Raw genomic sequence first — 24,801 nt, 5'->3', positions numbered from 1 at the left:
TGCGGCACACTATCGGTCTCTTCTCTCGCCTGATTCCCCCCATGAAAATCGTCGAAGTGCGCCATCCGCTGGTGCAGCACAAGATCGGCCTGATGCGCGATGCGTCGCTGAGCACGAAGGACTTCCGCGAGCTGGCCAATGAGCTCGGTGGGCTGCTGGCCTATGAGGCCACGGCCGATCTGGATACCGAAGCCCACACCATGGCCGGCTGGGCGGGCCCGGTGACGGTGCAGCGCATTGCCGGCGCCAAGATCACCGTGGTGCCGATCCTGCGCGCCGGCCTGGGCATGCTCAGTGGCGTGCTGTCGCTGATTCCGGCCGCGCGCGTGAGCGTGGTCGGCCTGCAGCGCGATGAGGAAACCCTGCAACCGGTGCCCTACTTCGAGCGCCTGACCGGCCGCCTGGAAGAGCGCGATGCGCTGATCCTGGACCCGATGCTGGCCACCGGTGGCACCCTGATCGCCACCATCGACATGCTCAAGCGCGCTGGCGCACGCCGGATCAAGGGCATCTTCCTGGTCGCCGCACCGGAAGGCATCGCGGCCGTGCAGGCCGTGCATCCGGATGTGGAGATCTTCACTGCCGCCATCGATGCCCAGCTCAATGAGAAGGGCTACATCCTGCCGGGCCTGGGCGACGCCGGCGACCGGATTTTCGGGACCCGCGTGGTCGGTTGATTCCGTCGTTCTGACCGGCGGCCACCACCAGCCGCCGGTGCTTCACACGGCCTAGCCAGGCCCGGGCAGAAGCTGCGCGCATCCTCACCCCGTGCGTGGAGCTGCCTCATGAAGACCCTGTCCCTGCTGGCTTGTCTGCTGCTTCTGGGTGGCCCGGCCGTTGTCAGTGCGGCGACGCCGCAGCAACAGCGCATGGCCGATTGCTCGGCCAAGAACAAAGGCAAGACCGGCGAGGACTACAAGACCGCGCAGAAGGCGTGTCTGAGTGGCCCCGCCCCGATGGCGAGCACCCCGCAGGAGCGCATGAAGACCTGCAACGCCGATGCGGCCGCGAAGAAGCTGGCCGGCGATGCGCGCAAGACGTTCATGAGTGGGTGTTTGAAGGCGCATTGACGCCTCGGACCGGGTTCATGCCCGGTGCCGTGGGGTGCCGTGCCGACCAACGGTCGGCACCTACCGGCTTGCTTGGACGGACGCCCCACGGTAGTGCCGGCCGCTGGCCGGCTCCTCATGAACCTCGGACGCGTAACGTGGAGCCGGCCAGCGGCCGGCACTACCCGTCATGACGTGCCGAACGACGGTCGGCCGTGCCCGTGATCGCGTACCGACCAACGGTCGGCACCTACCGGTGTGGTTGCGCAGGCGTTACGCCAGCGCGCGGGCCTTCAGTTCGCCCTGTTCGTGCACGGTGCCGAAGCGGCCCTTTTCATCGCGTGACACCTGCGCCAGCGCGCACTGGGGGTCGTGGGTGAAGAACAGATGGACGTTGCGGGCCAGCTTGTCTTCCAGAAAGCTGCGCTTCTCGTCGATCAGCAGTTCGGCATTGCGGTCGTAACCCATGGTGATCGGCACATGCACCCACGACCGGCCCGGGATCAGGTCCGCGCAGAACACCACGCCACCCCGCGCCTGGCCGTCCACTGTTTCGGGCCCGATGATCTCGGCCAGCATCAGGCCCGGGGTATGCCCGTCGCTGAAGCTGAAACGCACACTGTCACCCAGGGTGGTCGAGTACGGGCCCTCGACGATTTCCAGTCGCCCACTCGCCTCCAGCAGGCCGGGAAGCTCCGGAATGAAACTGGCCCGGTCGCGCGGGTGCGGATGCAGCGCACGCGCCCAGTGTTCGGCACCGACCAGGAAGATCGCATTCGGGAACAACAGTTCCGGCGAGCGCCCTTCGCTCCACGGTGCCAGCAGGCCGCCGGCATGATCGAAGTGCAGGTGGCTCAGCACCACCACGTCGATGTCTTCGTGCTCGAACCCGGCCTCGCGCAGGGATTCGATCAGCACGTGGCTGGGTTCCTGCACGCCGTAACGGTCCCGCAGTTTCGGCTCGAAGAACGCGCCGATACCGGTTTCGAACAGCACCGTCTTGCCGGCCAGCGGGCTGGCAAGCAATGCACGGCACGCCAGTTCGATCCGGTTGAGATCGTCCGGTGCCGCCCATTTTTCCCAGACCGCGCGCGGCGCATTGCCGAACATCGCGCCGCCGTCGAGTTTCTGGGAGTTACCGCGGATGGACCATAGTTTCATTCGCAAATTATCCGGCGGCGCACGTTAAATATTCGCTAGCCGTCGCCCATGAAAAAACCCCGCCACTGGGACGGGGTTTCTCGTTGCTGCGATCAATCAATGCGCTTGGCTGACCGCGGCGCTGCCGACCGGGTTGCGCGGGTCGCTGCCACCGCTGAGGACATTGCTGCGGCGGTCCCATTCCACCGTCTGCAGGTTGCCCCAGACATGGCTGGAGCCGCGACCGCCCGCGGCGGTATCGCCGGGCAGATCGATCTTGTGGCCCATCGCCTGCAGCTGCTTGATGGTGTCCGTATCGAAGGTGCCGTCCTCGGCCTCGATGCGGTCGGGCAGCCACTGGTGGTGGTAGCGCGGCAGCGCGGCGACCTGCTGCGCGGTCAGGCCGTCGTCGTAGCCGAGGATGCCCAGCAGCACCATGGTGATGATGCGGCTGCCACCGGGCGTGCCGAGCACCACGACCTTGTCGGCGGACTCCATGAACGTCGGGGTCATCGAGCTGAGCATGCGCTTGCCCGGCTTCGGCGCATTGGCCGCATAGCCCATCACGCCGAAGGCGTTGGGGGTGCCCGGCTTCAGCGCGAAATCGTCCATTTCGTTGTTCAGCAGCACGCCGGTACCCGACGGAATCAGGCCCGAGCCGTAGAGCAGGTTCACGGTCTGGGTCGCACCGACGCGGTTGCCTTCGCGGTCGATGATCGAGAAATGCGTGGTCTCATCATCTTCCAGCGGGGTCGGGTTGCCCGACAGCAGATCGCTCGGCGTCGCCTTCTCCGGATGGATGGTGGCACGCAGGCCCTGCGCGTAATCCTTGCTGGTCAGCACTTTCTGCGGGATATCCACGAAGTCCGGATCCCCCAGGAAGAAGGTGCGGTCGCGGTAGGCGCGGCGCATCGCTTCCACTACCAGGTGGGTGCGGTGGGCCTGGTCCATCGACTTCAGATCCCAGCCTTCCAGGATCTGCAGCATGGCCGCCAGCGCGATGCCACCGGAAGACGGCGGCGAGGCGGTGGTGATGGTCCAGTCGCGGTACTTGAAGGCGATCGGCTCGCGCAGCTTGACCCGGTAGCCGGCCAGTTCCTCGGCGGTCCACTGGCCACCGGCCTGCTTCACGCCCTTGAGCAGCAGCTTGCCGGTCTCGCCACGATAGAAGCCATCGAAGCCCTGGTCGGCCAGGCGCTCCATGGTCCTGGCCAACTCCGGCTGGCGGAACACGTCGCCTTCGGCGATCGGCTTGCCGTTGCGCTCATACACCTCGCGCGTGCCAGGGTAGCGCTGCATCACCTCACGCCGGGACTGATAGCCCTTGGCCATGCGTGCATACACCGGGAAGCCCTCGCGCGCGATGCGCATGGCCGGTTCCAGCGAGGTCTTCAGCGGCAGCTTGCCGTGCTTGGAGGACAGCTCCACCAGTGCTGCCGGCAGGCCCGGGATACCGGCCGACCAGGCACCATTGACCGAACGGTCGCGGTCCAGCTCGCCCTTCTTGTCCAGGAAGGCTTCGGGGGTGGCGGACTGCGGCGCGGTTTCGCGCGCGTCCAGCATCACATCCTTGCCGGTGGCCGCATCGTGCAGCAGGAAGAAGCCGCCGCCGCCAAGGCCGGAACTGATCGGCTCGACCACCGCCAGCGTGGCCGAAACCGCGACGGCCGCATCGAACGCGTTGCCGCCCTTGGCCAGGATTTCCATGCCGGCTTCGGTAGCCAGGTGATGGCCACTGGCGACGGCGGCACCGTCAGGATGTTTGGCCAGGGCCGCCTGCGCGGGTTCCGCGGCCCAGGCACCCGGGGCCACCAGCAGGACAAGCAGCAACCAGCGACGCGACAGCGTTCTCATTTGGGCACAAACTCCGTGACATACAATTCGGGATGATCGCGCTGCAGCCCATGCAATTTGGCCAGCAGAGCGTCCTGGGTTTCCGGAATGTCCGGATCGGGATCGATGCATTCGACCGGGCAGACGACCACGCACTGGGGTTCGTCGAAATGCCCCACGCACTCGGTGCAGCGGGCCGGATCGATCACGTAGATGGTTTCACCCATCGAAATGGCCTGATTGGGACAGGCCGGCTCACAGACGTCGCAATTGACGCAGAGCTCATTGATTTTCAGCGACATGGCGTTACTCCACGCCCGCGCCGGCGGATGAGAACCGGCCCACGCGGGCGCGCGGGCCGGTCATCGGTGACGCCCCTGCGGGCGCCACCCGGGCTGCGCACACGGCGCAGCCGCCACTGCACGGGTTACTTGGCTTCGACGAAGATGTACTCGGCGCCGGTCGGCTGGATGATCGACTGGACGCGGGCGTTGTCGGCGGCCTTGCCGATGAACACCACGCGCACACCCTTCATCGAGTCCGGCGAGACGTCCTTGAACACGGCCTGGATCATGTCGGCCATCTTGGCCGAGGCCGAGGAACCGAAGGCCAGCATGTTGCCCGGCTGCACGCCACGGCCCACGGCCTGGGTGGCGCTTTCGACCTGACGCTCATACTTGGCCGCGAATTCCGGATCCGATTCCGGGGCGAGGTAGTACAGGTACGGGCTGTTGCTGATGTTGCCCATGTTCTGCACGGCCACGGCCTGCAGGTACTTCTTCCAGCCGGCATCGTCATCGGCAGCCGGGGCGACCAGCGCCTGCTGGGCTTCGACGACCGGCGCGGCCTCTTCCTTCTTGCAGGCGGTGAAGGCCAGCGCGAACGACGCGATCAACATGGCACGCATGGTGTTGTTCATGGAATTCCTCCCTTGGTGATTCTTGGTATGTATGGGTCTTGCAGGTACTACGCTTGGGCCGACTTCGCTTCACGGACCTTGCGCAGCGCCTCAAGCACAGCGGACGGCACAAAGCCGGACACGTCGCCGCCCAGACGGGCGATCTCGCGGACCAGCGAAGACGAAATGAAGCTGTGTTGCTCGGCCGGGGTCAGGAACAGGGTCTCGACCTCCGGGATCAGATGGCGGTTCATGCTCGCCATCTGGAATTCGTACTCGAAATCGGACACCGCGCGCAGGCCGCGCAGCAGGATGCCGCCCTGGACCGAACGCACGAAATGCGCCAGCAGGGTGTCGAAACCACGCACTTCCACGTTGCGGTTGTGGCCCAGCGCATCGCGAGCCAGCTGCACGCGCTGCTCCAGCGGCAGGGTCGGCCCCTTGGACGGGCTCTGCGCCACGCCCACCACCACCTTCTCGAACAGGGGTGCAGCGCGGTTCACCAGATCGATGTGACCGTTGGTGATCGGATCGAAGGTGCCCGGGTAGACAGCAATGCGGCGGTTGGCCACGGTCATACGTCAGCTACGCGTGTTGGTCTGGTGAAAGTGTAGCAGTGGCGCGCCGATACAGGGCAAAACGGACCTCCCGGGTGCCCCCCTCACGGTGCAGCAGCCACGGCGCGGGCATCTTCGGCGCCTGATCGGCCGGGGACTCCACGTACAGCCAGGCCTCGGCGGCCAGATGCGACGGCAGCCCGGCGATCACGGCCTCCCACAGCCCATCGGCGAACGGCGGATCGATGAACACGATATCCGCCAGCGCCCCGGCCGGCTGCCGCAGCCACTGCAGCGCATCGGCCTGCACCACCGCGATCTGGTCCTGCGCCCCCAGCTTGGCGACCGACTCGCGCAGCTGCCGGGACAACGCCACATCCCGCTCCACCAGCGTCGCCTGCGCTGCCCCCCGCGACACCGCCTCCAGCCCCAGCGCCCCGCTGCCGGCGAACAGATCCAGCACCCGCGCCCCGCCCAGCCGCGGCATCAGCCAATTGAACAGCGTCTCGCGCACCCGGTCACTGCTGGGCCGCAGCCCCGGTGACAGCGGCACCGGCAGCTTCGTATTGCGCCACTTGCCCCCGATGATCCGCACCTGGCCCACGGCGCCCGCCGGCTGACGCGGCTTCATGCGTGGCTCCGGAGGCAGATGGAAGCGGGATGGGCGAACGGGCGGAAGAGAGTCATGGGCACGGATGGCAGGCGGTTCAGGACGACATTCTAGGCGGTCCGGTCGCTGTCTCCGCCAGGCATCCCGATGCTGGAATGAAATGCAGCCACGCATGGCGTGGCTCTACCTGTCGCACGTCCGACCCACCTTGTAGAGGGTGGCGGGTACGGGGGGCCGGGACCGTTGGGCAGCATGGATGCTGCCCACGAGGCCCCATGGATGGGTTCACGCCGCGTCCCGGCCCCCCGTACCCGCCGCCCTCCCACACGGACATGCAGGCGCCGCGCTCCTGCTTGCGATTCAGCCCCCGAGGCTGCCGACACTCTTGAATTCGGGACAATCCACCCCTACCCCTTGAGCCAGCCGCCGCGCCGGGCGCGGCAATGCCCCAAGGAGCAACACGACCCATGACCGTGCAGACCCAAAAAGAAACCCTGGGCTTCCAGACCGAAGTCAAACAGCTGCTGCAGCTGATGATTCACTCGCTGTACTCCAACAAGGAAATCTTCCTTCGCGAGCTCATCTCCAACGCCGCCGACGCCTCGGACAAACTGCGCTTCGAAGCGCTGACCCAGCCGGCCCTGCTCGAGAACGACGGCGACCTGCGCATCCGCGTCAGCTTCGACGCCACCGCCAACACCCTGACCATCGACGACAACGGCATCGGCATGAGCCGTGACGAGGCGATCGCGCACCTGGGCACCATCGCCAAGTCCGGCACCGGCGACTTCCTGCGCCAGCTCTCCGGTGACCAGAAGAAGGACTCGCAGCTGATCGGCCAGTTCGGCGTCGGCTTCTACAGCGCCTTCATCGTCGCCGACCAGGTCGATGTCTATTCCCGTCGCGCCGGCCTGCCCGCCAGCGAGGGCGTGCACTGGTCTTCGCGCGGCGAAGGCGAGTTCGACGTGGAAGGCATCGACAAGCCCGAGCGCGGCACCCGCATCGTGCTGCACCTGAAGGACGACCAGCGCGACTTCGCCGATGGCTGGCGCCTGCGCGGCATCATCAAGAAGTACTCCGACCACATCGGCCTGCCGATCCAGATGGTCAAGGAACACCACGGTGAAGACGCCCCGGCCGAGATCGAATGGGAGACCGTGAACCGTGCCAGCGCCCTGTGGACGCGCCCGCGCACCGAGATCACCGACGCCGAGTACCAGGAGTTCTACAAGCACGCCGCGCACGACCACCAGGACCCGCTGGCGTGGAGCCACAACAAGGTGGAAGGCAAGCTCGAGTACACCTCGCTGCTGTATGTCCCCGGCCATGCGCCGTTCGATCTGTACCACCGCGACGCGCCCAAGGGCCTGAAGCTTTACGTGCAGCGCGTGTTCGTGATGGACCAGGCCGAGCAGTTCCTGCCGCTGTATCTGCGTTTCATCAAGGGTGTGGTGGATTCCAACGATCTGTCGTTGAACGTCTCGCGCGAAATCCTGCAGTCCGGCCCGGTCATCGATTCGATGAAGTCGGCGCTGACCAAGCGCTCGCTGGACATGCTGGAAAAGCTGGCCAAGGACAAGCCGGAGATCTATGCCGGCTTCTGGAAGCAGTTCGGCCAGGTGCTCAAGGAAGGTCCGGCCGAAGACTTCAACAACCGCGAAAAGATCGCCGGCCTGCTGCGCTTCGCCTCGACCCATGATGCCAGTGGCGAGCCCAGCGTCTCGCTGGCCGATTACGTGGGCCGCATGATCGAGGGCCAGGACAAGATCTACTTCCTGACCGGCGACAGCCACACCCAGGTCAAGGACAGCCCGCACCTGGAAGTCTTCCGCAAGAAGAACATCGAAGTGCTGCTGCTCACCGACCGCATCGACGAATGGCTGATGGGGTACCTGACCGAATTCGACGGCAAGTCGTTCGTCGATGTCGCGCGTGGCGATCTGGACCTGGGCGCGCTGGAAAGCGCCGAAGACAAGCAGGCCCAGGAAGCCGTCGCCAAGGACAAGCAGGCACTGGTGGACCGCATCAAGTCCGCACTGGGGGAGGACGTCGCCGACGTGCGCGTCTCGCACCGCCTGACCGATTCCCCGGCGATCCTGGCGATCGGCGAGCAGGATCTGGGCCTGCAGATGCGCCAGATCCTGGAAGCCAGTGGGCAGAAGGTGCCGGACAGCAAGCCGGTGTTCGAGTTCAACCCGGCCCATCCGCTGATCGGCAAGCTGGACCAGGAAGGCGATGCCGCACGCTTCGACGACCTGAGCCGCGTTCTGTTCGATCAGGCCGCGCTGGCCGCGGGCGACACGCTGAAGGACCCGGCGGCGTATGTGCGCCGGCTCAACAAGCTGCTGCTGGAGCTGTCGGCGTAAGTCGTGCGGCAGAGGGGCGCCGGCCATCGGTCGGCGCCCACCGCGGTTGATGATGCATGGCGCCGCACGGCGGACACCGCGCGCGCTAGGGTCAGGCCCAGCGGTCGAGCAAGGTGCCGAGCATCTCGTCCTGACGCCGGATCACGGTCGCGTTGGCGGCAAACGCCAGCGCAGCCTGCTTGGCCGTGAGCATATCCGCGATCGGCGCGTTGGCATCGTCGGGGGCGGCGACCACGGTGGCGGTGACTCCGCCGCCTGCCGTTGCGGCCTGCGCCACACCCAGGCGTGTGGAATCAGCCACCGGCAATCGCGCCACGTTGGAGGCGGCCGCCTGTACGCCCAGCGAGGCGGCACGCATGCCGGCGCTGGCAATGGACATCACGCTCATCGTTCACCGTTTCCCGTTTCGCCGTCCCGGCCGCGCCCGCATGGCGCAGCCCTTCACAACCGGTAACGGCCGCATCGGCCATTACTTGAGTCCCGCCCCACCGCACCTGCACGCCCATGGGCATTCGGGGCGCAGTGGTAGCATAGCCCTCTGATTTCAGCGTCTTTTGCCAATGCTCAGCTTCTTCCGTCGCAAAAAGCCCCAGGACGCCCCGCAAGAGGCGGCCAAGACCCAGCATTACTCCGCCGAGGAGCTGGCTGCCGCGTTCCCGCAGGCCAGGGCCGAGCCCGCTGCACCGCCAGCGCCTGAGCCGATGCCGCCCGCGGTGGAAACGCCTGTTCCCGCTGCCGCGCCGGCCGAGCGGGTAATCGCGCCGACCCCCGTGGTTCCCGCCCCGGTCATTCCCGCGCCCGTGGTGGCTACACCTGTGGTGCCTGCTCCGGTGACCCCGGCGCCGGCAGCCCCTGCACCCGCGGTGGACGCGGTGGCCGCGCCAGTTGTTCAGGAGCCTATCGCCCCCGTCCCGACGGTGGCTGCACCGGTTCAAGCGCCTCCGCTGGAGGCCCGTGTCGCGCCCGCCGCGCCCACCCCGATTCCGGCCGCTCCTGTGAGCAACCCGGCGCCGGCCGTCGTTGCGCCGTCGGCTGTTCCAGCTCCGATCACTCCAGTTACCCCGGCTGCCCCGGTCGCCCCCACCATCGTGACCGAGCGCCCGTCCTCCCAGGACATGGCCCCCGCCGCCGCCGGCAAGAGCGGCTGGCGCGAGCGCCTGCGCAACAGCGTGATCGCACGCAGCTTCGGAGGTCTGTTCTCGCGCAATCCCAAGCTCGATGACGACCTGCTCGACGAACTGGAAACCGCGCTGATCACCGCCGATGTCGGCGTCGGCGCGACCACGGCGCTGGTCGAAGGCCTGCGCAAGCGCATGAAGGCGCGCGAGTTCACCGATGCCAACGCGCTGCTCACCGCGCTGCGCGCCGAGCTGATCGCGATCCTGCAGCCGGTGGCCAAGCCGCTGGTGATCGACCGCACCGCCAAGCCCTTCGTGGTGCTCACCGTCGGCGTCAACGGCGTCGGCAAGACCACCACCATCGGCAAGCTCGCCAAGCGCTTCAAGGACGACGGCCACAGCCTGATGCTGGCCGCCGGCGATACCTTCCGTGCCGCTGCTGTCGCGCAGCTGCAGGCCTGGGGCGAGCGCAACGGCGTGGCCGTGGTTGCGCAGGGCCAGAACGCCGATGCCGCCTCCGTCGCCTTCGATGCACTGCAGGCCGGCAAGGCACGCGGCACCGAGGTGCTGATCGCCGATACCGCCGGCCGCCTGCACACCCAGGCCGGCCTGATGAACGAGCTCGGCAAGATCCGCCGCGTGCTCGGCAAGATCGATGCCAATGCACCACACGAAGTGCTGATGGTCATCGATGGCACCACCGGCCAGAACGCGCTCTCGCAGCTGCGTCAGTTCCATGCCGCGGTCAACGTGACCGGCCTGGTGGTGACCAAGCTGGACGGTACCGCCAAGGGCGGCGTGGTGTTCGCGCTGGCGCGTGAATTCGGCATTCCGATCCGTTTCTGCGGCATCGGCGAGCGCCCCGAAGACCTGCGCGTGTTCGATCCGGAAGCCTTTGTCGACGCACTGCTGCCCGAAGCACTCGGCGCCTGAGCTGATGCAGCCACGCATGGCGTGGCACCAGCCCTCCTCCGGAACCTGCATGACCCGCCAGCCTCCCGCCAGCGCCACGTTGCCGACCGACGATGTCTTCGTCGCGCGGCTGCTGCACTGGTTCGACGATCACGGCCGGCATGACCTGCCGTGGCAGCACCCGCGCTCGCCGTACCGGGTGTGGCTGTCGGAGATCATGCTGCAGCAGACCCAGGTCAGCACGGTCATCCCGTATTTCCTGAAGTTCCTCGCGGCGTTCCCGACCCTGCCCGACCTGGCCGCGGCCAGCAACGATGCGGTGATGGCGCAGTGGGCTGGGCTGGGTTACTACGCTCGTGCGCGCAACCTGCATGCCGCCGCACAGCGCTGCGTGGACCTGCATGGCGGCGAGCTGCCGCGCGATTTCGATGCATTGCATGCGCTGCCGGGCATCGGCCGCAGCACCGCGGGCGCGATCCTCAGCCAGGCCTGGAATGATCGGTTCGCAATCCTGGATGGCAACGTCAAACGCGTACTGACCCGCTATCACGGCATCGAGGGCTTTCCCGGCCTGCCGGTCGTCGAAAAGCAGCTGTGGGCAGTGGCCGAGGCGCACGCCGAGCATGTGCCTGACACGCGCATGGTCGATTACACCCAGGCGCAGATGGACCTCGGCGCTAGTGTCTGCAGCCGCAGCAAGCCTGCCTGCGTGATCTGTCCGCTGCAGGCCACCTGCGTCGCCCGTCGCGAGGGGCGCACCGATCAGCTGCCGACGCCGAAGCCCGGCAAGACCTTGCCCGAGCGCGAGGCGGTGGCGCTGCTGCTGCGCGATGCGCGCGGCCGGGTGCTGCTGCAGAAGCGGCCTGACACCGGCATCTGGGCGCAGCTGTGGACCCTGCCCCAGGCCGACAGCGGGATCGCGTTGCAGGACTGGTTCGACGCGCACATCGACGGCTCGCTGGACGACGCCGAGCCGCTGCCGGTGCTGGAGCACACCTTCAGCCACTACCGGCTGCATCTGCAGGTGCTGAAGGCAACGGTACAGGGGCTGCGCGACGAGAAGGCTGACCTGCGCTGGGTCGCTGCCGAGGCGCTGGCCACGCTGGGCCTGCCCGCACCGATCCGCAAGTTGCTGGAGACCGGTGCACCGCCCGCTCAGCCCAAGCGCCGTACAATGCGGCGCGCAGCAACATCCCAAGACATCGAGTAACGCTATGCCCCGCACCGTTTTCTGCCAGTACGAACAACGCGACGCCGAAGGCCTGGACTTCGTGCCCTACCCCGGCGAACTGGGCCAGCGCATTTTCAGCCACATCGGCAAGCCGGCATGGGCCGCGTGGCTGGCGCACCAGACCATGTTGATCAACGAAAACCGGCTGTCGCCGCGCGATCCCAAGCACCGCGCGTTCCTGGAAGAGGAGCTGGTGAAGTACCTGTTCAGCGGTGGCGCGGAGAAGCCGGCCGGGTTCGTACCGGAGGCCTGATCGTTGCTGATACCGACCAACGGTCGGTATCTACCGCGAGGTTGGGGCGACCGCGAGGTTGGGGCGACCGTGAGGTTGTGACGACCGCGAGGTCGTAGCGACAGCGAGGATGTGGCGTCCGGCAGATCGCGGTGCCCTCGTCGATATACCTTGGCCGGCCAGCGGCCGGCACTACCGGGTCGGTGGCTGCTGGCCCTCTTCGCGCTCCTGCACCTGTGCCTGGCGCAGCGCCTGTTCCGAGCTGCGCAGGGCCTTGGTATCCAGCTTGCGGATGCTGCTGATGAAGCACGGCATGTTCATCGGGCCAGGCGTGGGGTCGCGCACCAGCACCTTGTCGAAGCGCGCCGAGACACGACCGACGCGGCTGGTCAGGCCGATCGCCGGGGCGTAGTCCAGCCCTTGGCACGGCCCGGCCAGTTCCAGCAGATAGCCCTCGCTCGGGCGTGTCCACACCGCCAGCGCGCTGTCACCCAGCTCGTTCCAGCCCGACAGCGAGCCATACAACGGCATGTCCTGCTGCGGCGGCCCGGCATGGGCCCGATAAAGGTCGAGCTTCTGCGCGGTGGACAACCGGCCGGTACTGGCACACGCGGCCAGGCCGAGGCACAGGGCCGCGATGGCAAGGGTCTGCTTCATGACGCCTCCTGCTGGGGACTGTGCGGCGATCATGCGCCGCCCGGCGTGGTCCCGGCGAGAGGACCCCGCCGGGTGTTCAGCGATCAGGCGGGCAGCGATGCCTACTCAGACCTCGCTGTGCGCGAGGCTGTGCAACCGCCCTTCGCGCAGCTCCAGCACGCGGTCCAGCTTGCGCGCCAGGGAGCGGTCATGGGTCACCAGCACCAGGCTGGTGTGGTGCGCGCGGTTGAGCTCGAGCATCAGCTCGAACACGGTCGCGGCAGTCTTGTCATCGAGGTTGCCGGTCGGCTCATCACCGAGCACGCAGGCCGGGCGGTTGACCAAGGCGCGGGCTACGGCCGCACGCTGGCGCTCACCGCCGGACAGCTCGCCCGGCTTGTGGTCCAGGCGATGGCCCAGGCCGACCGATTCCAGCAGCGCCTGCGCACGGGTGCGCGCGTCGACCACTTCTTCGCCGCCGAGCAGCACCGGCATCATCACGTTTTCCAGCGCGGTGAATTCGGGCAGCAGGTGATGGAACTGGTACACGAAGCCGAGCGCGCGGTTGCGCAGCTGGCCGCGCTGGCTGTCGGACAGGCCGGACATGCGCTGGCCGGCCACGTAGACCTCGCCCGCCGTCGGCGTATCCAGCCCACCGAGCAGATGCAGCAGGGTGCTCTTGCCGGCACCGGAGGCACCGATGATGGCCACGGTCTCGCCGGCCGCCACGCGCAGGTCCAGCCCGTTGAACACCGGGGTCTGCATACGGCCTTCGGCATAGGTCTTGGCCAGGGCTTCGGCGCGGATGACTTCCTGGCCCAGGGTGAGTGCTTCATTCATAACGCAGGGCCTCCGCCGGCTGGGTACGTGCCGCGCGCCAGGCGGGATACAGGGTGGCAAGGAAGCTCATGATCAGCGCCACGGCGGTGATCACGATGATGTCCGGGGTCTGCATGTCGGTCGGCAGGCCGGTGATGTAGTACACGTCCTCCGGCAGCAGCTTGACGTTGAACAGCGTCTCGATCGCGCCGAGGATGCGCTCCAGGTTCAAGGTCAGGGTGATGCCACCGATCACGCCGAGCACGGTACCGAAGATGCCGATCAGCGAGCCCTGCACCATGAACACCTGCATGACACCACCCGGGGTCAGGCCCAGGGTGCGCAGGATCGCGATGTCAGCCTGCTTGTCGGTGACCAGCATCACCTGCGACGAGACCAGGTTGAACGCGCCCATGGCGATGATCAGCGAGAGCAGGATGCCCATCACCACCTTCTCCATGCGCAGCGAGTGATACAGGTTCGCGTTCTGCTGGGTCCAGTCGCTGACCCGGTAGGCACCGGTCAGGTTGTGGGCCAGATCGACGCCGACCTCCAGCGCCTTGTCCATGTCATGCAGTTTCAGGCGCACGCCGGTGACGCCATCGATGCGCAGTACTTTTTCCAGATCGGCCATGTTGGCGTAGGCCACGCCGCGGTCGACCTCGTTGTAGCCGGCTTCGAAAATGCCGCTCACGGTGAAGCGCTTCATGCGCGGGATCGCACCGATCGGCGTGCCCTGCACTTCGGCCAACGTGACCAGCACGGTGTCGCCGACGCCGACGCCCAGGTAGATCGCCAGCTCCTGGCCGACCAGCAGGTTGTAGCTGCCCGCGGTCAGGCTGTCGAAGCTGCCTTTCTTGACCTTCTGGTTGATCACCGAGACGTTCGGCTCCAGCGCCGGGTCGATGCCCTGCACGATGGCGCCCTGCACGCGGGGGCCGCTGAGCATGGCCTGGATTTCGATGTACGGCGCCGCGCCGGCAACCCGCGGATCCTTCTTGGCCACCTCCACCGCATGCGCCCAATCGGCCATGGGGGCGCCGTCGGTGGTGATGGTGGTATGCGCGGTCATCTGCAGCAGGCGATCACGGATCTCCTTCTGGAAACCGCTCATGACCGCCAGCGTGGTGATCAGCACGGTCACGCCCAGGGCAATGCCGAGGATCGAGGCCATGGAGATGAAGGAGATGAAGCCGTTGCGGCGTTTGGCCCGCAGGTAGCGCAGGCCAATCGAGACAGGTATGGGTTTGAACATGCAGGTACGCCGGACAATTCAGGCTATGGTGCCACTGCAGGGGGTGAACGGGAAATGCAGTGTGCCCGGACGGCTAGTCGCAGTTCACGTGCCTGCCCTGCTGGAAGGGTATCGGGCCAGAACAGGCGCCAGTGGCGGCGCCCGTCCTGCCGCCACCCCAGCTGCACCAGCGGGCCACGGCGCCGCATCTGCAGTGCCTCGACGGGTTCGCCATCCACCTGCGCCGGGTCTTCGTCCGCCGGAATCACAAAGACGCAGCCCGGGCGGCGCGCATACCGCCATGCCTCCCACCAGGTGCCGGCCATCGCCACCACGCCCAGCGCCAGGCCCCACGGCGCGGGCAGATCGGTCGCCCACAACGCCCAGGGCATCACAACGCCCATGGCGATCAGCGCGCGGCACTGCCAGCGCGAGGGATGCCACTCACGCAGGAAGGGCGCGGATCCGGGCGATGAGGGCGGCGGGCGCGGCATGCGGGCACTCCTCGTAACCCATGAACCAGCGCCACAACTTATCGTCCTCGCTCTCGAGCAGGAACAGGAAAACCTCGCGCTCGTCTGTCGGTGCCTGCAGCCAGCAACGGTCCAGGTAACGGCCGAACAGCTGGTCCAGCTCGCGCATGCCGCGGCGGCAACGCCAGCGCAGCTTTTTCAGTTCGGTTGCTTCGTCCATTTTTCTACGTTTCCAGATAAGGCAAAGCCACGCATGGCGTGGCTCTACCGTTTCGATCCTTTGTTGCAGGGCCACGCATGGCGTGGCGCTACAGGGCACGTCTGGATCAGGCGCGACGCGCCATCATCAGCTTCTTGATCTCAGCAATGGCCAGCGCCGGGTTCAGGCCCTTCGGGCAGGTCCGCGAGCAGTTCATGATGGTGTGGCAGCGGTACAGCTTGAACGGGTCTTCCAGCTCGTCCAGGCGCGCACCGGTGTCTTCATCGCGCGAGTCGATGATCCAGCGGTAGGCCTGCAGCAGGATCGCCGGACCCAGGTAACGCTCGCCGTTCCACCAGTAGCTCGGGCAGCTGGTCGAGCAGCACGCGCACAGGATGCACTCGTACAGGCCATCGAGCTTCTTGCGGTCTTCCGGCGACTGCAGGCGCTCACGATCCGGCGGCGGCGGGGTCTGGGTGCGGATCCACGGCTTGATCGAGGCGTACTGCGCGTAGAAGTGGGTCAGGTCCGGCACCAGATCCTTGACCACGCTCATGTGCGGCAGCGGGTAGATCGGCACTTCGGCCTTGCCGCAATCGGCAATCGCGCGGGTGCAGGCCAGCGTGTTGGTGCCGTCGATGTTCATCGCGCACGAACCGCAGATGCCCTCGCGGCACGAACGGCGGAAGGTCAGGGTCGGATCGATCTCGTTCTTGATCTTGATCAGCGCGTCCAGGACCATCGGGCCGCAGGCGTCCAGATCGATCTCATACGTATCGGTGCGCGGATTGCTGTCGTCGTCGGGACTCCAGCGGTAGATCTTGAAGGTGCGGGTGTTCTTCGCACCGGTCTGGGCGGGGAAGTGCTTGCCCTTTCCGATCTTGGAATTCTTGGGGAGGGAAAACTCGGCCATGGCTGTTCTCGTTGGCTCAGGCGGCTCGCGCTGCAGGGCAGGCGCGGGTAGCACGGAAGATGAGGAAGTCGACACCACCGGCCCGCGGCGCACGCACCACCCCACCCGTGCGGGTGGTGGCGGTGGCGAGCGCTGCGTGGACGGAGGTCATGCCGCAGGTCTCTTAGTAAACGCGCGGCTTGGGCGGGACGACGTCCACGTCCTTGCTCAGCGTGTACATGTGGACCGGACGGTAGTCGAACTCGCACTTGCCGTTCTCGTCGACGTTGACCAGCGTGTGCTTCTGCCAGTTGACGTCGTCGCGGTCCGGGAAGTCCTCATGCGCATGCGCGCCGCGGCTTTCCTTGCGCTGTTCGGCCGAGTTGATCGTCGCCACCGCATTGAGCAGCAGGTTGTTCAGCTCGTAGGTTTCGATCAGGTCCGAGTTCCACACCAGCGAACGGTCGGAGACCTTGACGTCCTGGAAGGAGTCGAAGATCTCGGCCATCTTGGTGCAGCCCTCTTCCAGCGTCTTGCTGGTACGGAACACCGCCGCGTCGTTCTGCATGGTGCGCTGCATGCGATCGCGGATGACCGAGGTCGGGGTGTCGCCGTTCGCGTAACGCAGCTTGTCGAGCAGGCCCAGGGCCTTGTCGCAGGCATCGGACGGCAGGGTCTTGTGCGGTGCGCCGGACTTGATGGTGTCCGCGCAGCGGTTGGCCACCGCACGGCCGAACACGACCAGATCCAGCAGCGAGTTCGAGCCCAGGCGGTTGGCGCCGTGCACGGACACGCAGGCCGCTTCGCCGATGGCGTACAGGCCCGGCACGACCGCATCGGGGTTGTCGCCGACCTTGCGCACGACTTCGCCGTGGTAGTTGGTCGGGATGCCGCCCATGTTGTAGTGCACGGTCGGGATGACCGGAATCGGCTGCTTGTGCACGTCCACGCCGGCGAAGATGCGGGCGCTTTCAGCGATGCCAGGCAGCTTGTCGTCGATGACGCCCGGGCCGAGATGGGTCAGGTCGAGCAGGATGTGATCCTTGTGCTCGCCGACGCCGCGGCCTTCGCGGATCTCGATGGTCATCGAACGCGACACCACGTCGCGCGAGGCCAGATCCTTGTAGTGCGGTGCATAGCGCTCCATGAAGCGCTCGCCGTTGCTGTTGCGCAGGATGCCGCCTTCGCCACGCACGCCTTCGGTGATCAGGCAGCCCGCGCCATAGATACCGGTCGGGTGGAACTGCACGAACTCCATGTCCTGCATCGGCAGGCCGGCACGCATGACCAGACCGCCGCCGTCGCCGGTGCAGGTGTGGGCCGAGGTGGCGCTGAAGTAGGCGCGGCCGTAGCCGCCGGTGGCCAGCACCACGCCATGGGCGCGGAACAGGTGCAGCGAGCCGTCGGCCATGTCCAGCGCGAGCACGCCGCGGCAGACGCCTTCGTCATCGAAGATCAGGTCGAGGGCGAAGTACTCGATCATGAAGCGCGCGTTGTGCGCCAGCGACTGCTGGTACAGCGTGTGCAGCATGGCGTGGCCGGTACGGTCGGCGGCGGCGCAGGTGCGCTGCGCGGACGGGCCTTCGCCGTACTTGGTGGTCATGCCGCCGAACGGGCGCTGGTAGATCTTGCCTTCTTCGGTACGGCTGAACGGCACACCGTAGTGTTCCAGTTCGATGATGGCCGGGATCGCTTCGCGGCACATGTACTCGATGGCGTCCTGGTCACCCAGCCAATCCGAACCCTTGATGGTGTCGAAGAAGTGGTAGCGCCAGTCGTCTTCGCCCATGTTGCCCAGCGCGGCGGAAATACCGCCCTGCGCGGCCACGGTGTGCGAACGGGTCGGGAAGACCTTGGTCAGGCAGACCGTCTGCAGGCCCTTGGCGGCAAGACCGAACGTAGCGCGCAGGCCAGCACCGCCGGCGCCGACCACGACCATGTCGTACTTGTGTTCCGTAATCTTGTAAGCGGACATCTAATCTGGATTCCTGTCTTGGTGCCTGGACTCAGGCAACGCCGAGCGTAATGCGGGCGACCGCAAACACACTGACGATCGCGCCGAGCACGGCGATGAACTTCACCGTCGTCTGCAGCGCCAGGGCCAGCAGCGAATTGTGGATGTAGTCTTCCAGCACGACCTGCAGGCCGAGCTGGGCATGCCAGAACATCGCGACCAGGAAGCCGACCAGCAGCACCGCATTCCACGGCTTGGACACCGCGTCGGTGGCGGTCACGTAATCGGCACCGATCAGGCTCAGCACGAACACCAGGAACCAGATGGTCAGGCCGACCAGCGCGGTGGCGGTCAGGCGCTGCATCACGAAGTGTTCGGTGCCGGTCTTGGCGGCGCCCAGGCCACGCACGTTCTTCAGCGGGGTACGGTACTTGTTCATGCGGCCGCTCCCATGAAGACATAGGCCCAGATCAGGGCGGTGATCACCAGGCTGGCGAAGACCGAGACCCAGCTGCTGCGCACGAAGGCGGGGATGGAGAAGCCGATCGCGAAGTCCTGCACGATATGGCGGATGCCATTGCACAGGTGGTAGGCGAAGGACCAGGTCCAGGCGAACAGGAAGAGCTTGCCGTACCAGCTGCCGGCGTGGCCGGTGAAGCAGTTCCAGGATTCAGGACCCATCATCAGGGCGAGCAGGCCGCCGGCAATGATCAGGGCTCCAACAGACAGAAAGATGCCGGTCGCTCGATGCAGGATCGAGGTGGCCATCTGAATCTGCCAGCGATACACCTGAAGGTGCGGGGAAAGGGGACGTTCTCTGGCGGCCATTCGCTGGGCTCGTTATCTCGGCTGGGCGGCACAATGCCGCGTTGGCTCAATGCTGATCAAAAATCGATGCAGCGTCCGTTTTTTTCCCAATCTCCGTACCGCACCGGATCAAGTCCGCCGCGGCCGCCGATTTCCAAAGGCACTGCCGGCGTCTCGGGGAGCGGTTGCTCCTCCGGTACCAGCGTGCCTTCAGCTTCAGAATCTGGAGTGGGGGTTGTTTGGCCTATCATGGGTGTTCTCGCAACGCACAAATTTTAGACCCCGTTCACGTGCCTGACAACCTGCCCTCCGATTTCGCCGGCTTTTCGCGCCTCCCCGGTCACCAGCTGCTCAGCCTCAGCGGTGCCGATGCGGCCGCGTTCGCCCATGCCCAATTCTCAAGCGACGTCACCGCCCTGCCCCTGCGGCATTGGCAGTGGAGCGCCTGGCTGACGGCCAAGGGCCGCACCATTGCTGTGTTCCAGCTGTTGCGGCTGGAGGAGGAGCGCATCGTGCTGGTGCTCGCCGATGGTGACGCCGATGCGATTGCGTCGCAGTTGCAGCGTTTCGTGTTCCGCCGCAAGGTGCGGATCGAGGTGCGCGATGACCTCGCCGTGGTGGCGAGCTTCACCGCGCCGGAATCGGCCTCCGGCGCCGCGATTGCGCAACTTGCCGGCGAAAACCTCGAACTGGACCTGGGCAGCGATGCACTTCCGCGCAGCCTGCGGATCGGTGCGGCCGATGCCGTGGCCGCCGCGGCCGACAGCGCGGATATCGCGCTGGCCTGGCGCCAGTCCGATCTGCGCTACGGCCTGCCGCGCCTGGATGCCGATCAGCGCGAGCAGTGGACGCCGCAGCAGCTCGGGCTGGACCGCCTGAACGGGTACAGCGTCAAGAAGGGCTGCTACCCGGGCCAGGAAATCGTGGCCCGCACCCATTTCCTCGGCAAGGCCAAGCGCGCCCTGCAGCTGCTGCGGGTCGTGGAGGGCACGACCAGCGGCACGCAGGTGCACCAGAACGCGGCGGGGATCGGCACGGTGGCCTCGGTGGCCGGTGACCTGGCCCTGGCCGTGCTGCCGCTGGAGATCGCGCCGGAGCCGTTGACGGTCGGCGGGGTTGAAGCCGCCCACCTGCCGTTGCTGGACGGTCTGGCGCGGTAAGCATCGCGGTCACGACCAGCGGTCGTGACCTGCCGCCCGGGTAGGCGCCGACCGCTGGTCGGCGAACCCCGTAACCCCCTCCGCGCGTTACGCGTCGTTCAAGCGCTCGCCGGTGCCTGCGTCGAAGAAGTGCAGACCCTGCGGCTGGATCGCCACCCGGATCGGCTCACCGACGGACGGCAACGCCTGCGGCGCCACGCGCATCACCAACGGCTGGCCGCCACTGGTCATGTTGACGAAGATCTCGTTGCCGACCGGTTCGATGCCGTCGATCATCGCCTCGAAGGCGGTCGCATCACCGGCAGCGGCAGGCTGCAGATGCTCCGGGCGCACGCCCACGGCAATCGCCTTGCCGACCCAGTCCTGCGCGATACGCGCCTGGCCCAGCGGCGCGGTCAGCGCCGTGTCCTGCACCGCAAACCCGTTCTCGGTGCGCTGCAGAGTGCCACGCAGCACGTTCATCGCCGGGCTGCCGAGGAAGCCGGCCACGAACAGGTTGGCCGGACGGTCATACAGCGCCATCGGCGTATCGATCTGCTGGATGACACCATCCTTGAGCACCACGATGCGCTGGCCCAGGGTCATGGCTTCGACCTGGTCATGCGTCACGTAGATCATGGTGGTGCCCAGCTTGCGGTGCAGCTGCGCGATTTCCGTGCGCACGCTGTGGCGCAGCTTGGCATCCAGGTTGGACAGCGGCTCATCGAGCAGGAACACCGCCGGCTCACGCACCAGGGCGCGACCCAGCGCAACGCGCTGACGCTGACCACCGGACATCGCCTTGGGCAGCTTGTCCAGCATGTCGGTCAGGCCCAGCGTTTCGGCCGCCTCGCTGACCCGCTTGCTGATCGTCGCCTTGTCGTGGCCGCGCAGTTTCAGGCCGAAGGCCAGGTTCTCGGCCACGGTCATGTGCGGGTACAGCGCGTAGCTCTGGAACACCATCGCGATGTCGCGATCCTTGGGCGCCACGTCGTTGACCACGCGGTCGCCGATCGTCAGCGTGCCGCCACTGATCTCTTCCAGGCCGGCGACCATGCGCAGCAGTGTGGACTTGCCACACCCCGACGGCCCCACCAGCACCATCAACTCACCATCGGCCACTTCGAAGGTTGCGCCCTGCACGGCCACCTGACCGTTGTCATAGACCTTGCGAACGCCCTGCAGCTGCACTTTTGCCATATCACCATTCCAGTCCGCCCGGTCTCCGGGCTGTTATGCGGAACTGCCTTCGGCCCTCCCGATGGCAGGTCGATGGCGTGGTGCCGCATGACGGCGACCACTGCAATCGAATACAGTCTGCGCATTCTGCCATGTAAACGTTTTCACGTGGCACTATCCGATGGTCGGCCGTGACCTGATTGCCGGGGAGGATGCGAAATCTCTCCCGACACCGGGTCGGCAGGCCATCATGTCGGGCAGACAAGCTACCCCGCCCGACCCCCGAGAACATAGACGAGAAGCGATTGACAACGATGTCACCCGGATCTGAAACTCGAGCGATGCACGACACCCTTTTCCTGTTTGGCGCCACAGGTGACCTGGCCCAGCGCTATCTGTTCCCCTCGCTGCTGCGATTGCTCGGCGACGGTCTGCTCCCCGAAGACTTCAAGGTCCGTGCGCTGGCATTGTCGCCGCACGACACCGAGGCCTTCCGCGAGATCCTGCGGCCGCGCCTGCAGCAGGCCATGCCGATGGCCAGCCAGGACGACATCCACTCGCTGCTGCAGCGCATCGACTACCGCTCGGTGGACCTGCGCAATCCCGAGTCCGTGGCCGAATCGGTGCATGACCTGGTCGACCGCCACTGCGTGAGCTACCTGGCGATTCCGCCGGGCCTGTACATCTCCACCTGCGAAGGTCTGGCCAAGGGCGGCGCACTGGCCGCACCGCACCGGCTGATGCTGGAAAAGCCGATCGGCAGCGACAGCGCCAGCGCCGAGGAGATCATCTCCACCATCGGCCAGTGGATCGACGAAGACCGCGTGTTCCGCCTGGATCACTACCTGGGCAAGGCCGCGGTCCAGAACCTGATCGCGCTGCGCTTCGGCAACACGCTGCTCGAGGCGGTCTGGAACCGCAACTACATCGAATCGGTGCACATCCTGGTCGCCGAGAGCGAGGGTGTGGATGGCCGTGACGCGTACTACGCCCGCTCCGGCGCACTGCGCGACATGGTCCAGAGCCACATCCTGCAGCTGCTGTGCCTGGTCGCGATGGAACCGCCAGCGTCGCTGGAAGCCGACCGCATCCGCGATGAAAAGGTCAAAGTGCTGCGCGCCCTGCGCCCGCTGGACGCCAAGCACGCCGCACGTGACAGCGTGCGCGGCCGCTATACCGCCGGCACCATCAACGGGCAGCCTGCGCAGGCCTACCAGCCGCCGGAAGGCAGCGACGTGGAAACCTTCGCCGGGGTCACCGCGCATATCGACAACTGGCGCTGGAGTGGTGTGCCGTTCCACCTGGTCACCGGCAAGCGCCTGGCCGAGCGCACCACGCGCGTGGTGGTCAACCTCAAGCCGGTCACGCATTGGCTGTTCGAACGTCCAGCCCGCGGCAACGCCACGCCGAACCGCATCACCTTCCAGCTGCAGCCACAGGAGAACATCGAGCTGGGCCTGATGAGCTCGTTGGCGGGCCCGGAATGGGGCGCGCTGGAACTGCACCCGCTGGAACTGGAACTGTCCGTACCCACCGGCCTGCATCGCCGCATCGCCTATGAACGCCTGTTCCTGGATGCCTTCAACGGCAACCATGCGCTGTTCGTGCGCGATGACGAAGTGCGCGCCGCCTGGGCCTGGATCGACAGCGTCAGCGATGCCTGGAAAGCGGCCAGCCTGCCGCTGCAGCCCTACCCGGCTGGTGAATGGGGACCGCAGGAAGCGGCTGGCTTCCTGCCGGCCGATGTGGATGCCGAGGCTGGCCGTGGTGGCCAGGCATGACGCTGGTGTCCCAACCGGTCCTCGTGGCGGACATCGGCGGTACCAACGCACGCTTCGCGCTTGCCGATACCTCACTCGATGCCCCGCTGCAGCAGGACAGCATCCGCGAGTTCCGCGTCGCCGAGTTCCCCTCGCTGGGTGAAGCGGCACGCCATTACCTGGAAGAGATCGGCGCGCAGGCCAAACGCGGCGTGTTCGCCGTGGCCGGCCGCGTGGACGGCGACGAGGCGCGCATCACCAATCACCCCTGGGTGATTTCGCGCATGCGCACCGCGCACATGCTCGGCTTCGACGAACTGCACCTGATCAACGACTTCGCCGCCCAGGCGATGGCCATTTCGCTGCTGCAGCCGCAGGACGTGATCCAGGTCGGCGGCGCAGCGTGGGTGCCGGGCAAGCCCGGCCAGCCGCGCAACTATGCGGTGATCGGTCCGGGCACCGGGCTGGGCGTGGGCGGCTTGATCCTGCGCCACGGCCGCTGCTATCCGCTGGAAACCGAGGGTGGCCACGTCAGCTTCCCGCCGGGCACGCCGGAAGAGATCCGTATTCTGGAGATCCTCTCCGAGCAGTTCGGCCGTGTCTCCAATGAGCGCCTGATCTGTGGCCCCGGGCTGGTCAACATCCATCGCGCGGTGTGCGAGATGGCCGGCATCGACCCGGGCCAGCTGCAGCCGGTGGACGTCACCGCGCGTGCGCTGCATGGCGACCCGCAGGCGATGCGGACCGTGGATGTGTTCTGCGCGGTGTTCGGCGCGATCGCCGGTGACCTGGTGCTGATGCAGGGCGCCTGGGATGGCGTGTTCCTGACCGGCGGCCTGGTGCCGAAGATGCTGGATTCACTGCAGCACTCCGGCTTCCGCCAGCGCTTTGAACACAAGGGCCGCTTCTCTTCGATCATGTCCAAGGTGCCGTCACTGGCCGTGATGCACCCCAGCCCGGGCCTGCTCGGCGCGGCCGCGTATGCGGCGGATGTGGAACGCGATCTGCCGGGAGGCACTGCATGAATACCCTGGATACGTCCGATCGTTTCACCCTGATCCGCCATGGCGATGCCGATGGCTGGATCGAGGCCGTGGCCGCTGAAATGGCCGCCGAGCTCAACCGTGACATTGCCGAATTCGGCCGGGCGCGCATGCTGCTCTCCGGCGGCACCACGCCGGCGCCGATCTACCAGGCACTGGCCGAGCTGGACGTTCAATGGGACCGGGTGGAAGTGAGCCTGGTCGATGAGCGCTGGCTGTCTCCGCAGGATCGCGACAGCAATGCCTGGCTGGTGCGGGAGAGTTTCCTCACCCGTGCCGAAGGCGCGCATTTCGATCCGCTGGTGCGGGTCGGCAAGCCGCTGCCCGAATGCGTCTACAGCGCCAACCTGCAGGCCCAGCACAGCCAGCGGCCGTGCCTGAGCGTGATCGGCATGGGCAACGACGGCCACACCGCCTCGCTGTTCCCGGGTTCGAAGGATCTGACCCGCGCATTGGAAAGCACCCTGCCCTACGCAGCGCTGGACGCCACCGGCTGCCCCGGTGCCAATCAGTGGCCGCTGCGCATCACCCTCACCCCGCATGGCTTGAAGCAGAGCCGCCAGCGCCTGTTGCTGCTGCGTGGCAAGCAGAAGCTGGAAGTGCTCAAGCACGCGCTGGAAAGCAACAATCCGCAGCTGTATCCCATCCTCAATGCGATCGATCTCGACGGCGCGAAACTGCGCGTCCACTGGTGTGACTGAGTTGCCCCGGTGTTGTTCC

The 24,801-nt window shown here is 66.6% G+C and carries 29 protein-coding genes; 10 read left to right on the top strand and 19 right to left on the bottom strand.

The window, feature by feature from the left end:
* Positions 1 to 41 precede the first annotated feature (41 nt).
* Positions 42 to 677, top strand: coding sequence for a uracil phosphoribosyltransferase (upp, locus tag EDF74_RS04595; RefSeq protein ID WP_019183235.1), 636 nt, complete (start codon positions 42 to 44; stop codon positions 675 to 677).
* A 108-nt stretch (positions 678 to 785) separates the two neighbouring features.
* Positions 786 to 1,070 (top strand): PsiF family protein, encoded by a 285-nt coding sequence (locus EDF74_RS04590; protein WP_123728980.1) that lies wholly within the window; start codon positions 786 to 788, stop codon positions 1,068 to 1,070.
* A 252-nt stretch (positions 1,071 to 1,322) separates the two neighbouring features.
* Here EDF74_RS04590 and EDF74_RS04585 read toward each other — a convergent pair whose 3' ends face one another.
* The 6 genes from EDF74_RS04585 to rsmD form a co-directional block, all read right to left on the bottom strand.
* Positions 1,323 to 2,210 (bottom strand): MBL fold metallo-hydrolase, encoded by an 888-nt coding sequence (locus EDF74_RS04585; RefSeq protein ID WP_123728979.1) that lies wholly within the window; start codon positions 2,208 to 2,210, stop codon positions 1,323 to 1,325.
* Positions 2,211 to 2,306: 96 nt separating this feature from the next.
* Complete coding sequence (gene ggt / locus EDF74_RS04580; protein WP_123728978.1) at positions 2,307 to 4,043, bottom strand: gamma-glutamyltransferase; 1,737 nt, start codon at positions 4,041 to 4,043, stop codon at positions 2,307 to 2,309.
* Entirely contained in the window at positions 4,040 to 4,324 is a 285-nt protein-coding gene (locus EDF74_RS04575) for a YfhL family 4Fe-4S dicluster ferredoxin (protein ID WP_123728977.1), read from the bottom strand. The genes ggt and EDF74_RS04575 overlap by 4 nt, the downstream gene beginning before the upstream one ends.
* A gap of 125 nt (positions 4,325 to 4,449) precedes the next feature.
* Complete coding sequence (locus EDF74_RS04570; RefSeq protein ID WP_019183240.1) at positions 4,450 to 4,941, bottom strand: hypothetical protein; 492 nt, start codon at positions 4,939 to 4,941, stop codon at positions 4,450 to 4,452.
* Between the two features lie 47 nt (positions 4,942 to 4,988).
* Positions 4,989 to 5,498, bottom strand: coding sequence for a pantetheine-phosphate adenylyltransferase (gene coaD / locus EDF74_RS04565; RefSeq protein ID WP_123728976.1), 510 nt, complete (start codon positions 5,496 to 5,498; stop codon positions 4,989 to 4,991).
* A gap of 7 nt (positions 5,499 to 5,505) precedes the next feature.
* Positions 5,506 to 6,108 carry a 16S rRNA (guanine(966)-N(2))-methyltransferase RsmD gene (rsmD, locus tag EDF74_RS04560; RefSeq protein ID WP_123728975.1) on the bottom strand — a complete coding sequence of 201 codons (603 nt, stop codon included), beginning with the start codon at positions 6,106 to 6,108 and terminating at the stop codon, positions 5,506 to 5,508.
* Between the two features lie 446 nt (positions 6,109 to 6,554).
* Between rsmD and htpG the strand changes: the two genes are divergently transcribed.
* The gene (gene htpG / locus EDF74_RS04555; RefSeq protein WP_123728974.1) at positions 6,555 to 8,453 is read left to right on the top strand and encodes a molecular chaperone HtpG; all 1,899 of its coding nucleotides are present in this window, start codon (positions 6,555 to 6,557) and stop codon (positions 8,451 to 8,453) included.
* A 91-nt stretch (positions 8,454 to 8,544) separates the two neighbouring features.
* On the opposite strand, the gene EDF74_RS04550 is transcribed toward htpG, so the two are convergent.
* Complete coding sequence (locus EDF74_RS04550; protein ID WP_123728973.1) at positions 8,545 to 8,841, bottom strand: hypothetical protein; 297 nt, start codon at positions 8,839 to 8,841, stop codon at positions 8,545 to 8,547.
* A gap of 172 nt (positions 8,842 to 9,013) precedes the next feature.
* Between EDF74_RS04550 and ftsY the strand changes: the two genes are divergently transcribed.
* Genes ftsY through EDF74_RS04535 form a run of 3 tightly spaced genes read left to right on the top strand, consistent with a single transcriptional unit; the run spans position 9,014 to position 11,967 of the window.
* Positions 9,014 to 10,504: a signal recognition particle-docking protein FtsY gene (ftsY, locus tag EDF74_RS04545; protein ID WP_123728972.1), complete on the top strand. Its 1,491-nt coding sequence runs from the start codon at positions 9,014 to 9,016 to the stop codon at positions 10,502 to 10,504.
* 49 nt (positions 10,505 to 10,553) lie between these two features.
* Positions 10,554 to 11,693 (top strand): A/G-specific adenine glycosylase, encoded by a 1,140-nt coding sequence (mutY, locus tag EDF74_RS04540; protein ID WP_123728971.1) that lies wholly within the window; start codon positions 10,554 to 10,556, stop codon positions 11,691 to 11,693.
* A 4-nt stretch (positions 11,694 to 11,697) separates the two neighbouring features.
* Positions 11,698 to 11,967 carry an oxidative damage protection protein gene (locus tag EDF74_RS04535; RefSeq protein ID WP_123728970.1) on the top strand — a complete coding sequence of 90 codons (270 nt, stop codon included), beginning with the start codon at positions 11,698 to 11,700 and terminating at the stop codon, positions 11,965 to 11,967.
* A gap of 171 nt (positions 11,968 to 12,138) precedes the next feature.
* Here EDF74_RS04535 and EDF74_RS04530 read toward each other — a convergent pair whose 3' ends face one another.
* The 11 genes from EDF74_RS04530 to EDF74_RS04485 all read right to left on the bottom strand — a co-directional run bounded on the left by EDF74_RS04530 (position 12,139) and on the right by EDF74_RS04485 (position 19,211).
* On the bottom strand, positions 12,139 to 12,603 hold the full coding sequence (locus EDF74_RS04530) for a DUF6491 family protein (RefSeq protein WP_123728969.1): 465 nt from the start codon (positions 12,601 to 12,603) through the stop codon (positions 12,139 to 12,141).
* A 105-nt stretch (positions 12,604 to 12,708) separates the two neighbouring features.
* A complete protein-coding gene (lolD, locus tag EDF74_RS04525) occupies positions 12,709 to 13,422 on the bottom strand; it encodes a lipoprotein-releasing ABC transporter ATP-binding protein LolD (protein WP_121041874.1) in 714 nt (237 codons plus the stop codon).
* On the bottom strand, positions 13,415 to 14,656 hold the full coding sequence (locus EDF74_RS04520; RefSeq protein ID WP_123728968.1) for a lipoprotein-releasing ABC transporter permease subunit: 1,242 nt from the start codon (positions 14,654 to 14,656) through the stop codon (positions 13,415 to 13,417). Before EDF74_RS04520 ends, lolD begins: the two co-directional genes overlap by 8 nt.
* 23 nt (positions 14,657 to 14,679) lie before the next feature.
* Positions 14,680 to 15,129, bottom strand: a complete 450-nt coding sequence (locus EDF74_RS04515) for a hypothetical protein (RefSeq protein ID WP_123728967.1) — start codon at positions 15,127 to 15,129, stop codon at positions 14,680 to 14,682.
* Positions 15,080 to 15,328, bottom strand: coding sequence for a succinate dehydrogenase assembly factor 2 (locus EDF74_RS04510; RefSeq protein ID WP_019183252.1), 249 nt, complete (start codon positions 15,326 to 15,328; stop codon positions 15,080 to 15,082). Before EDF74_RS04510 ends, EDF74_RS04515 begins: the two co-directional genes overlap by 50 nt.
* A 106-nt stretch (positions 15,329 to 15,434) precedes the next feature.
* On the bottom strand, positions 15,435 to 16,220 hold the full coding sequence (locus EDF74_RS04505; RefSeq protein WP_088432210.1) for a succinate dehydrogenase iron-sulfur subunit: 786 nt from the start codon (positions 16,218 to 16,220) through the stop codon (positions 15,435 to 15,437).
* 16 nt (positions 16,221 to 16,236) lie between these two features.
* A complete protein-coding gene (locus tag EDF74_RS18325) occupies positions 16,237 to 16,371 on the bottom strand; it encodes a hypothetical protein (protein WP_260232181.1) in 135 nt (44 codons plus the stop codon).
* Between the two features lie 12 nt (positions 16,372 to 16,383).
* Positions 16,384 to 18,174, bottom strand: coding sequence for a succinate dehydrogenase flavoprotein subunit (gene sdhA / locus EDF74_RS04500; RefSeq protein WP_121041870.1), 1,791 nt, complete (start codon positions 18,172 to 18,174; stop codon positions 16,384 to 16,386).
* A 31-nt stretch (positions 18,175 to 18,205) separates the two neighbouring features.
* Complete coding sequence (sdhD, locus tag EDF74_RS04495; RefSeq protein ID WP_123728966.1) at positions 18,206 to 18,592, bottom strand: succinate dehydrogenase, hydrophobic membrane anchor protein; 387 nt, start codon at positions 18,590 to 18,592, stop codon at positions 18,206 to 18,208.
* Positions 18,589 to 18,981, bottom strand: coding sequence for a succinate dehydrogenase, cytochrome b556 subunit (sdhC, locus tag EDF74_RS04490; RefSeq protein WP_046273608.1), 393 nt, complete (start codon positions 18,979 to 18,981; stop codon positions 18,589 to 18,591). The genes sdhD and sdhC overlap by 4 nt, the downstream gene beginning before the upstream one ends.
* A 56-nt stretch (positions 18,982 to 19,037) precedes the next feature.
* Positions 19,038 to 19,211, bottom strand: a complete 174-nt coding sequence (locus tag EDF74_RS04485) for a DUF1674 domain-containing protein (RefSeq protein WP_080341549.1) — start codon at positions 19,209 to 19,211, stop codon at positions 19,038 to 19,040.
* A 39-nt stretch (positions 19,212 to 19,250) separates the two neighbouring features.
* Between EDF74_RS04485 and EDF74_RS04480 the strand changes: the two genes are divergently transcribed.
* Positions 19,251 to 20,120: a YgfZ/GcvT domain-containing protein gene (locus EDF74_RS04480; protein WP_123728965.1), complete on the top strand. Its 870-nt coding sequence runs from the start codon at positions 19,251 to 19,253 to the stop codon at positions 20,118 to 20,120.
* Positions 20,121 to 20,207: 87 nt separating this feature from the next.
* Here the strand turns inward: EDF74_RS04480 and EDF74_RS04475 are convergent, their stop codons facing one another.
* On the bottom strand, positions 20,208 to 21,299 hold the full coding sequence (locus tag EDF74_RS04475; RefSeq protein WP_123728964.1) for an ABC transporter ATP-binding protein: 1,092 nt from the start codon (positions 21,297 to 21,299) through the stop codon (positions 20,208 to 20,210).
* 320 nt (positions 21,300 to 21,619) lie between these two features.
* Here EDF74_RS04475 and zwf point away from each other — a divergent pair, with 320 nt between their 5' ends.
* Genes zwf through pgl form a run of 3 tightly spaced genes read left to right on the top strand, consistent with a single transcriptional unit; the run spans position 21,620 to position 24,782 of the window.
* Complete coding sequence (zwf, locus tag EDF74_RS04470; RefSeq protein WP_123728963.1) at positions 21,620 to 23,059, top strand: glucose-6-phosphate dehydrogenase; 1,440 nt, start codon at positions 21,620 to 21,622, stop codon at positions 23,057 to 23,059.
* Positions 23,056 to 24,063, top strand: a complete 1,008-nt coding sequence (glk, locus tag EDF74_RS04465) for a glucokinase (protein ID WP_123728962.1) — start codon at positions 23,056 to 23,058, stop codon at positions 24,061 to 24,063. Before zwf ends, glk begins: the two co-directional genes overlap by 4 nt.
* Positions 24,060 to 24,782, top strand: a complete 723-nt coding sequence (gene pgl, locus EDF74_RS04460; protein ID WP_123728961.1) for a 6-phosphogluconolactonase — start codon at positions 24,060 to 24,062, stop codon at positions 24,780 to 24,782. The genes glk and pgl overlap by 4 nt, the downstream gene beginning before the upstream one ends.
* Positions 24,783 to 24,801: the final 19 nt, after the last annotated feature.

Origin of the sequence: Stenotrophomonas rhizophila (assembly GCF_003751305.1) — a bacterium.
Lineage (GTDB): Bacteria > Pseudomonadota > Gammaproteobacteria > Xanthomonadales > Xanthomonadaceae > Stenotrophomonas > Stenotrophomonas rhizophila_B.
This window is presented reverse-complemented; position numbering and strand designations above follow the sequence as displayed.

What these genes read in the sequence shown, in the direction of transcription:
- zwf (WP_123728963.1), top strand. Translation starts at nt 21,620, where the DNA reads ATGCACGACACCCTTTTCCTGTTTGGCGCCACAGGTGACCTGGCCCAG.
- ggt (WP_123728978.1), bottom strand. Translation starts at nt 4,043, where the DNA reads ATGAGAACGCTGTCGCGTCGCTGGTTGCTGCTTGTCCTGCTGGTGGCC.
- mutY (WP_123728971.1), top strand. Translation starts at nt 10,554, where the DNA reads ATGACCCGCCAGCCTCCCGCCAGCGCCACGTTGCCGACCGACGATGTC.
- EDF74_RS04570 (WP_019183240.1), bottom strand. Translation starts at nt 4,941, where the DNA reads ATGAACAACACCATGCGTGCCATGTTGATCGCGTCGTTCGCGCTGGCC.
- EDF74_RS04485 (WP_080341549.1), bottom strand. Translation starts at nt 19,211, where the DNA reads ATGATAGGCCAAACAACCCCCACTCCAGATTCTGAAGCTGAAGGCACG.
- pgl (WP_123728961.1), top strand. Translation starts at nt 24,060, where the DNA reads ATGAATACCCTGGATACGTCCGATCGTTTCACCCTGATCCGCCATGGC.
- EDF74_RS04550 (WP_123728973.1), bottom strand. Translation starts at nt 8,841, where the DNA reads ATGAGCGTGATGTCCATTGCCAGCGCCGGCATGCGTGCCGCCTCGCTG.
- ftsY (WP_123728972.1), top strand. Translation starts at nt 9,014, where the DNA reads ATGCTCAGCTTCTTCCGTCGCAAAAAGCCCCAGGACGCCCCGCAAGAG.
- EDF74_RS18325 (WP_260232181.1), bottom strand. Translation starts at nt 16,371, where the DNA reads ATGACCTCCGTCCACGCAGCGCTCGCCACCGCCACCACCCGCACGGGT.
- EDF74_RS04575 (WP_123728977.1), bottom strand. Translation starts at nt 4,324, where the DNA reads ATGTCGCTGAAAATCAATGAGCTCTGCGTCAATTGCGACGTCTGTGAG.
- lolD (WP_121041874.1), bottom strand. Translation starts at nt 13,422, where the DNA reads ATGAATGAAGCACTCACCCTGGGCCAGGAAGTCATCCGCGCCGAAGCC.
- sdhD (WP_123728966.1), bottom strand. Translation starts at nt 18,592, where the DNA reads ATGAACAAGTACCGTACCCCGCTGAAGAACGTGCGTGGCCTGGGCGCC.
- sdhA (WP_121041870.1), bottom strand. Translation starts at nt 18,174, where the DNA reads ATGTCCGCTTACAAGATTACGGAACACAAGTACGACATGGTCGTGGTC.
- EDF74_RS04590 (WP_123728980.1), top strand. Translation starts at nt 786, where the DNA reads ATGAAGACCCTGTCCCTGCTGGCTTGTCTGCTGCTTCTGGGTGGCCCG.
- htpG (WP_123728974.1), top strand. Translation starts at nt 6,555, where the DNA reads ATGACCGTGCAGACCCAAAAAGAAACCCTGGGCTTCCAGACCGAAGTC.
- EDF74_RS04475 (WP_123728964.1), bottom strand. Translation starts at nt 21,299, where the DNA reads ATGGCAAAAGTGCAGCTGCAGGGCGTTCGCAAGGTCTATGACAACGGT.
- EDF74_RS04515 (WP_123728967.1), bottom strand. Translation starts at nt 15,129, where the DNA reads ATGCCGCGCCCGCCGCCCTCATCGCCCGGATCCGCGCCCTTCCTGCGT.
- EDF74_RS04520 (WP_123728968.1), bottom strand. Translation starts at nt 14,656, where the DNA reads ATGTTCAAACCCATACCTGTCTCGATTGGCCTGCGCTACCTGCGGGCC.
- EDF74_RS04535 (WP_123728970.1), top strand. Translation starts at nt 11,698, where the DNA reads ATGCCCCGCACCGTTTTCTGCCAGTACGAACAACGCGACGCCGAAGGC.
- EDF74_RS04505 (WP_088432210.1), bottom strand. Translation starts at nt 16,220, where the DNA reads ATGGCCGAGTTTTCCCTCCCCAAGAATTCCAAGATCGGAAAGGGCAAG.
- upp (WP_019183235.1), top strand. Translation starts at nt 42, where the DNA reads ATGAAAATCGTCGAAGTGCGCCATCCGCTGGTGCAGCACAAGATCGGC.
- sdhC (WP_046273608.1), bottom strand. Translation starts at nt 18,981, where the DNA reads ATGGCCGCCAGAGAACGTCCCCTTTCCCCGCACCTTCAGGTGTATCGC.
- EDF74_RS04530 (WP_123728969.1), bottom strand. Translation starts at nt 12,603, where the DNA reads ATGAAGCAGACCCTTGCCATCGCGGCCCTGTGCCTCGGCCTGGCCGCG.
- rsmD (WP_123728975.1), bottom strand. Translation starts at nt 6,108, where the DNA reads ATGAAGCCGCGTCAGCCGGCGGGCGCCGTGGGCCAGGTGCGGATCATC.
- glk (WP_123728962.1), top strand. Translation starts at nt 23,056, where the DNA reads ATGACGCTGGTGTCCCAACCGGTCCTCGTGGCGGACATCGGCGGTACC.
- EDF74_RS04585 (WP_123728979.1), bottom strand. Translation starts at nt 2,210, where the DNA reads ATGAAACTATGGTCCATCCGCGGTAACTCCCAGAAACTCGACGGCGGC.
- coaD (WP_123728976.1), bottom strand. Translation starts at nt 5,498, where the DNA reads ATGACCGTGGCCAACCGCCGCATTGCTGTCTACCCGGGCACCTTCGAT.
- EDF74_RS04510 (WP_019183252.1), bottom strand. Translation starts at nt 15,328, where the DNA reads ATGGACGAAGCAACCGAACTGAAAAAGCTGCGCTGGCGTTGCCGCCGC.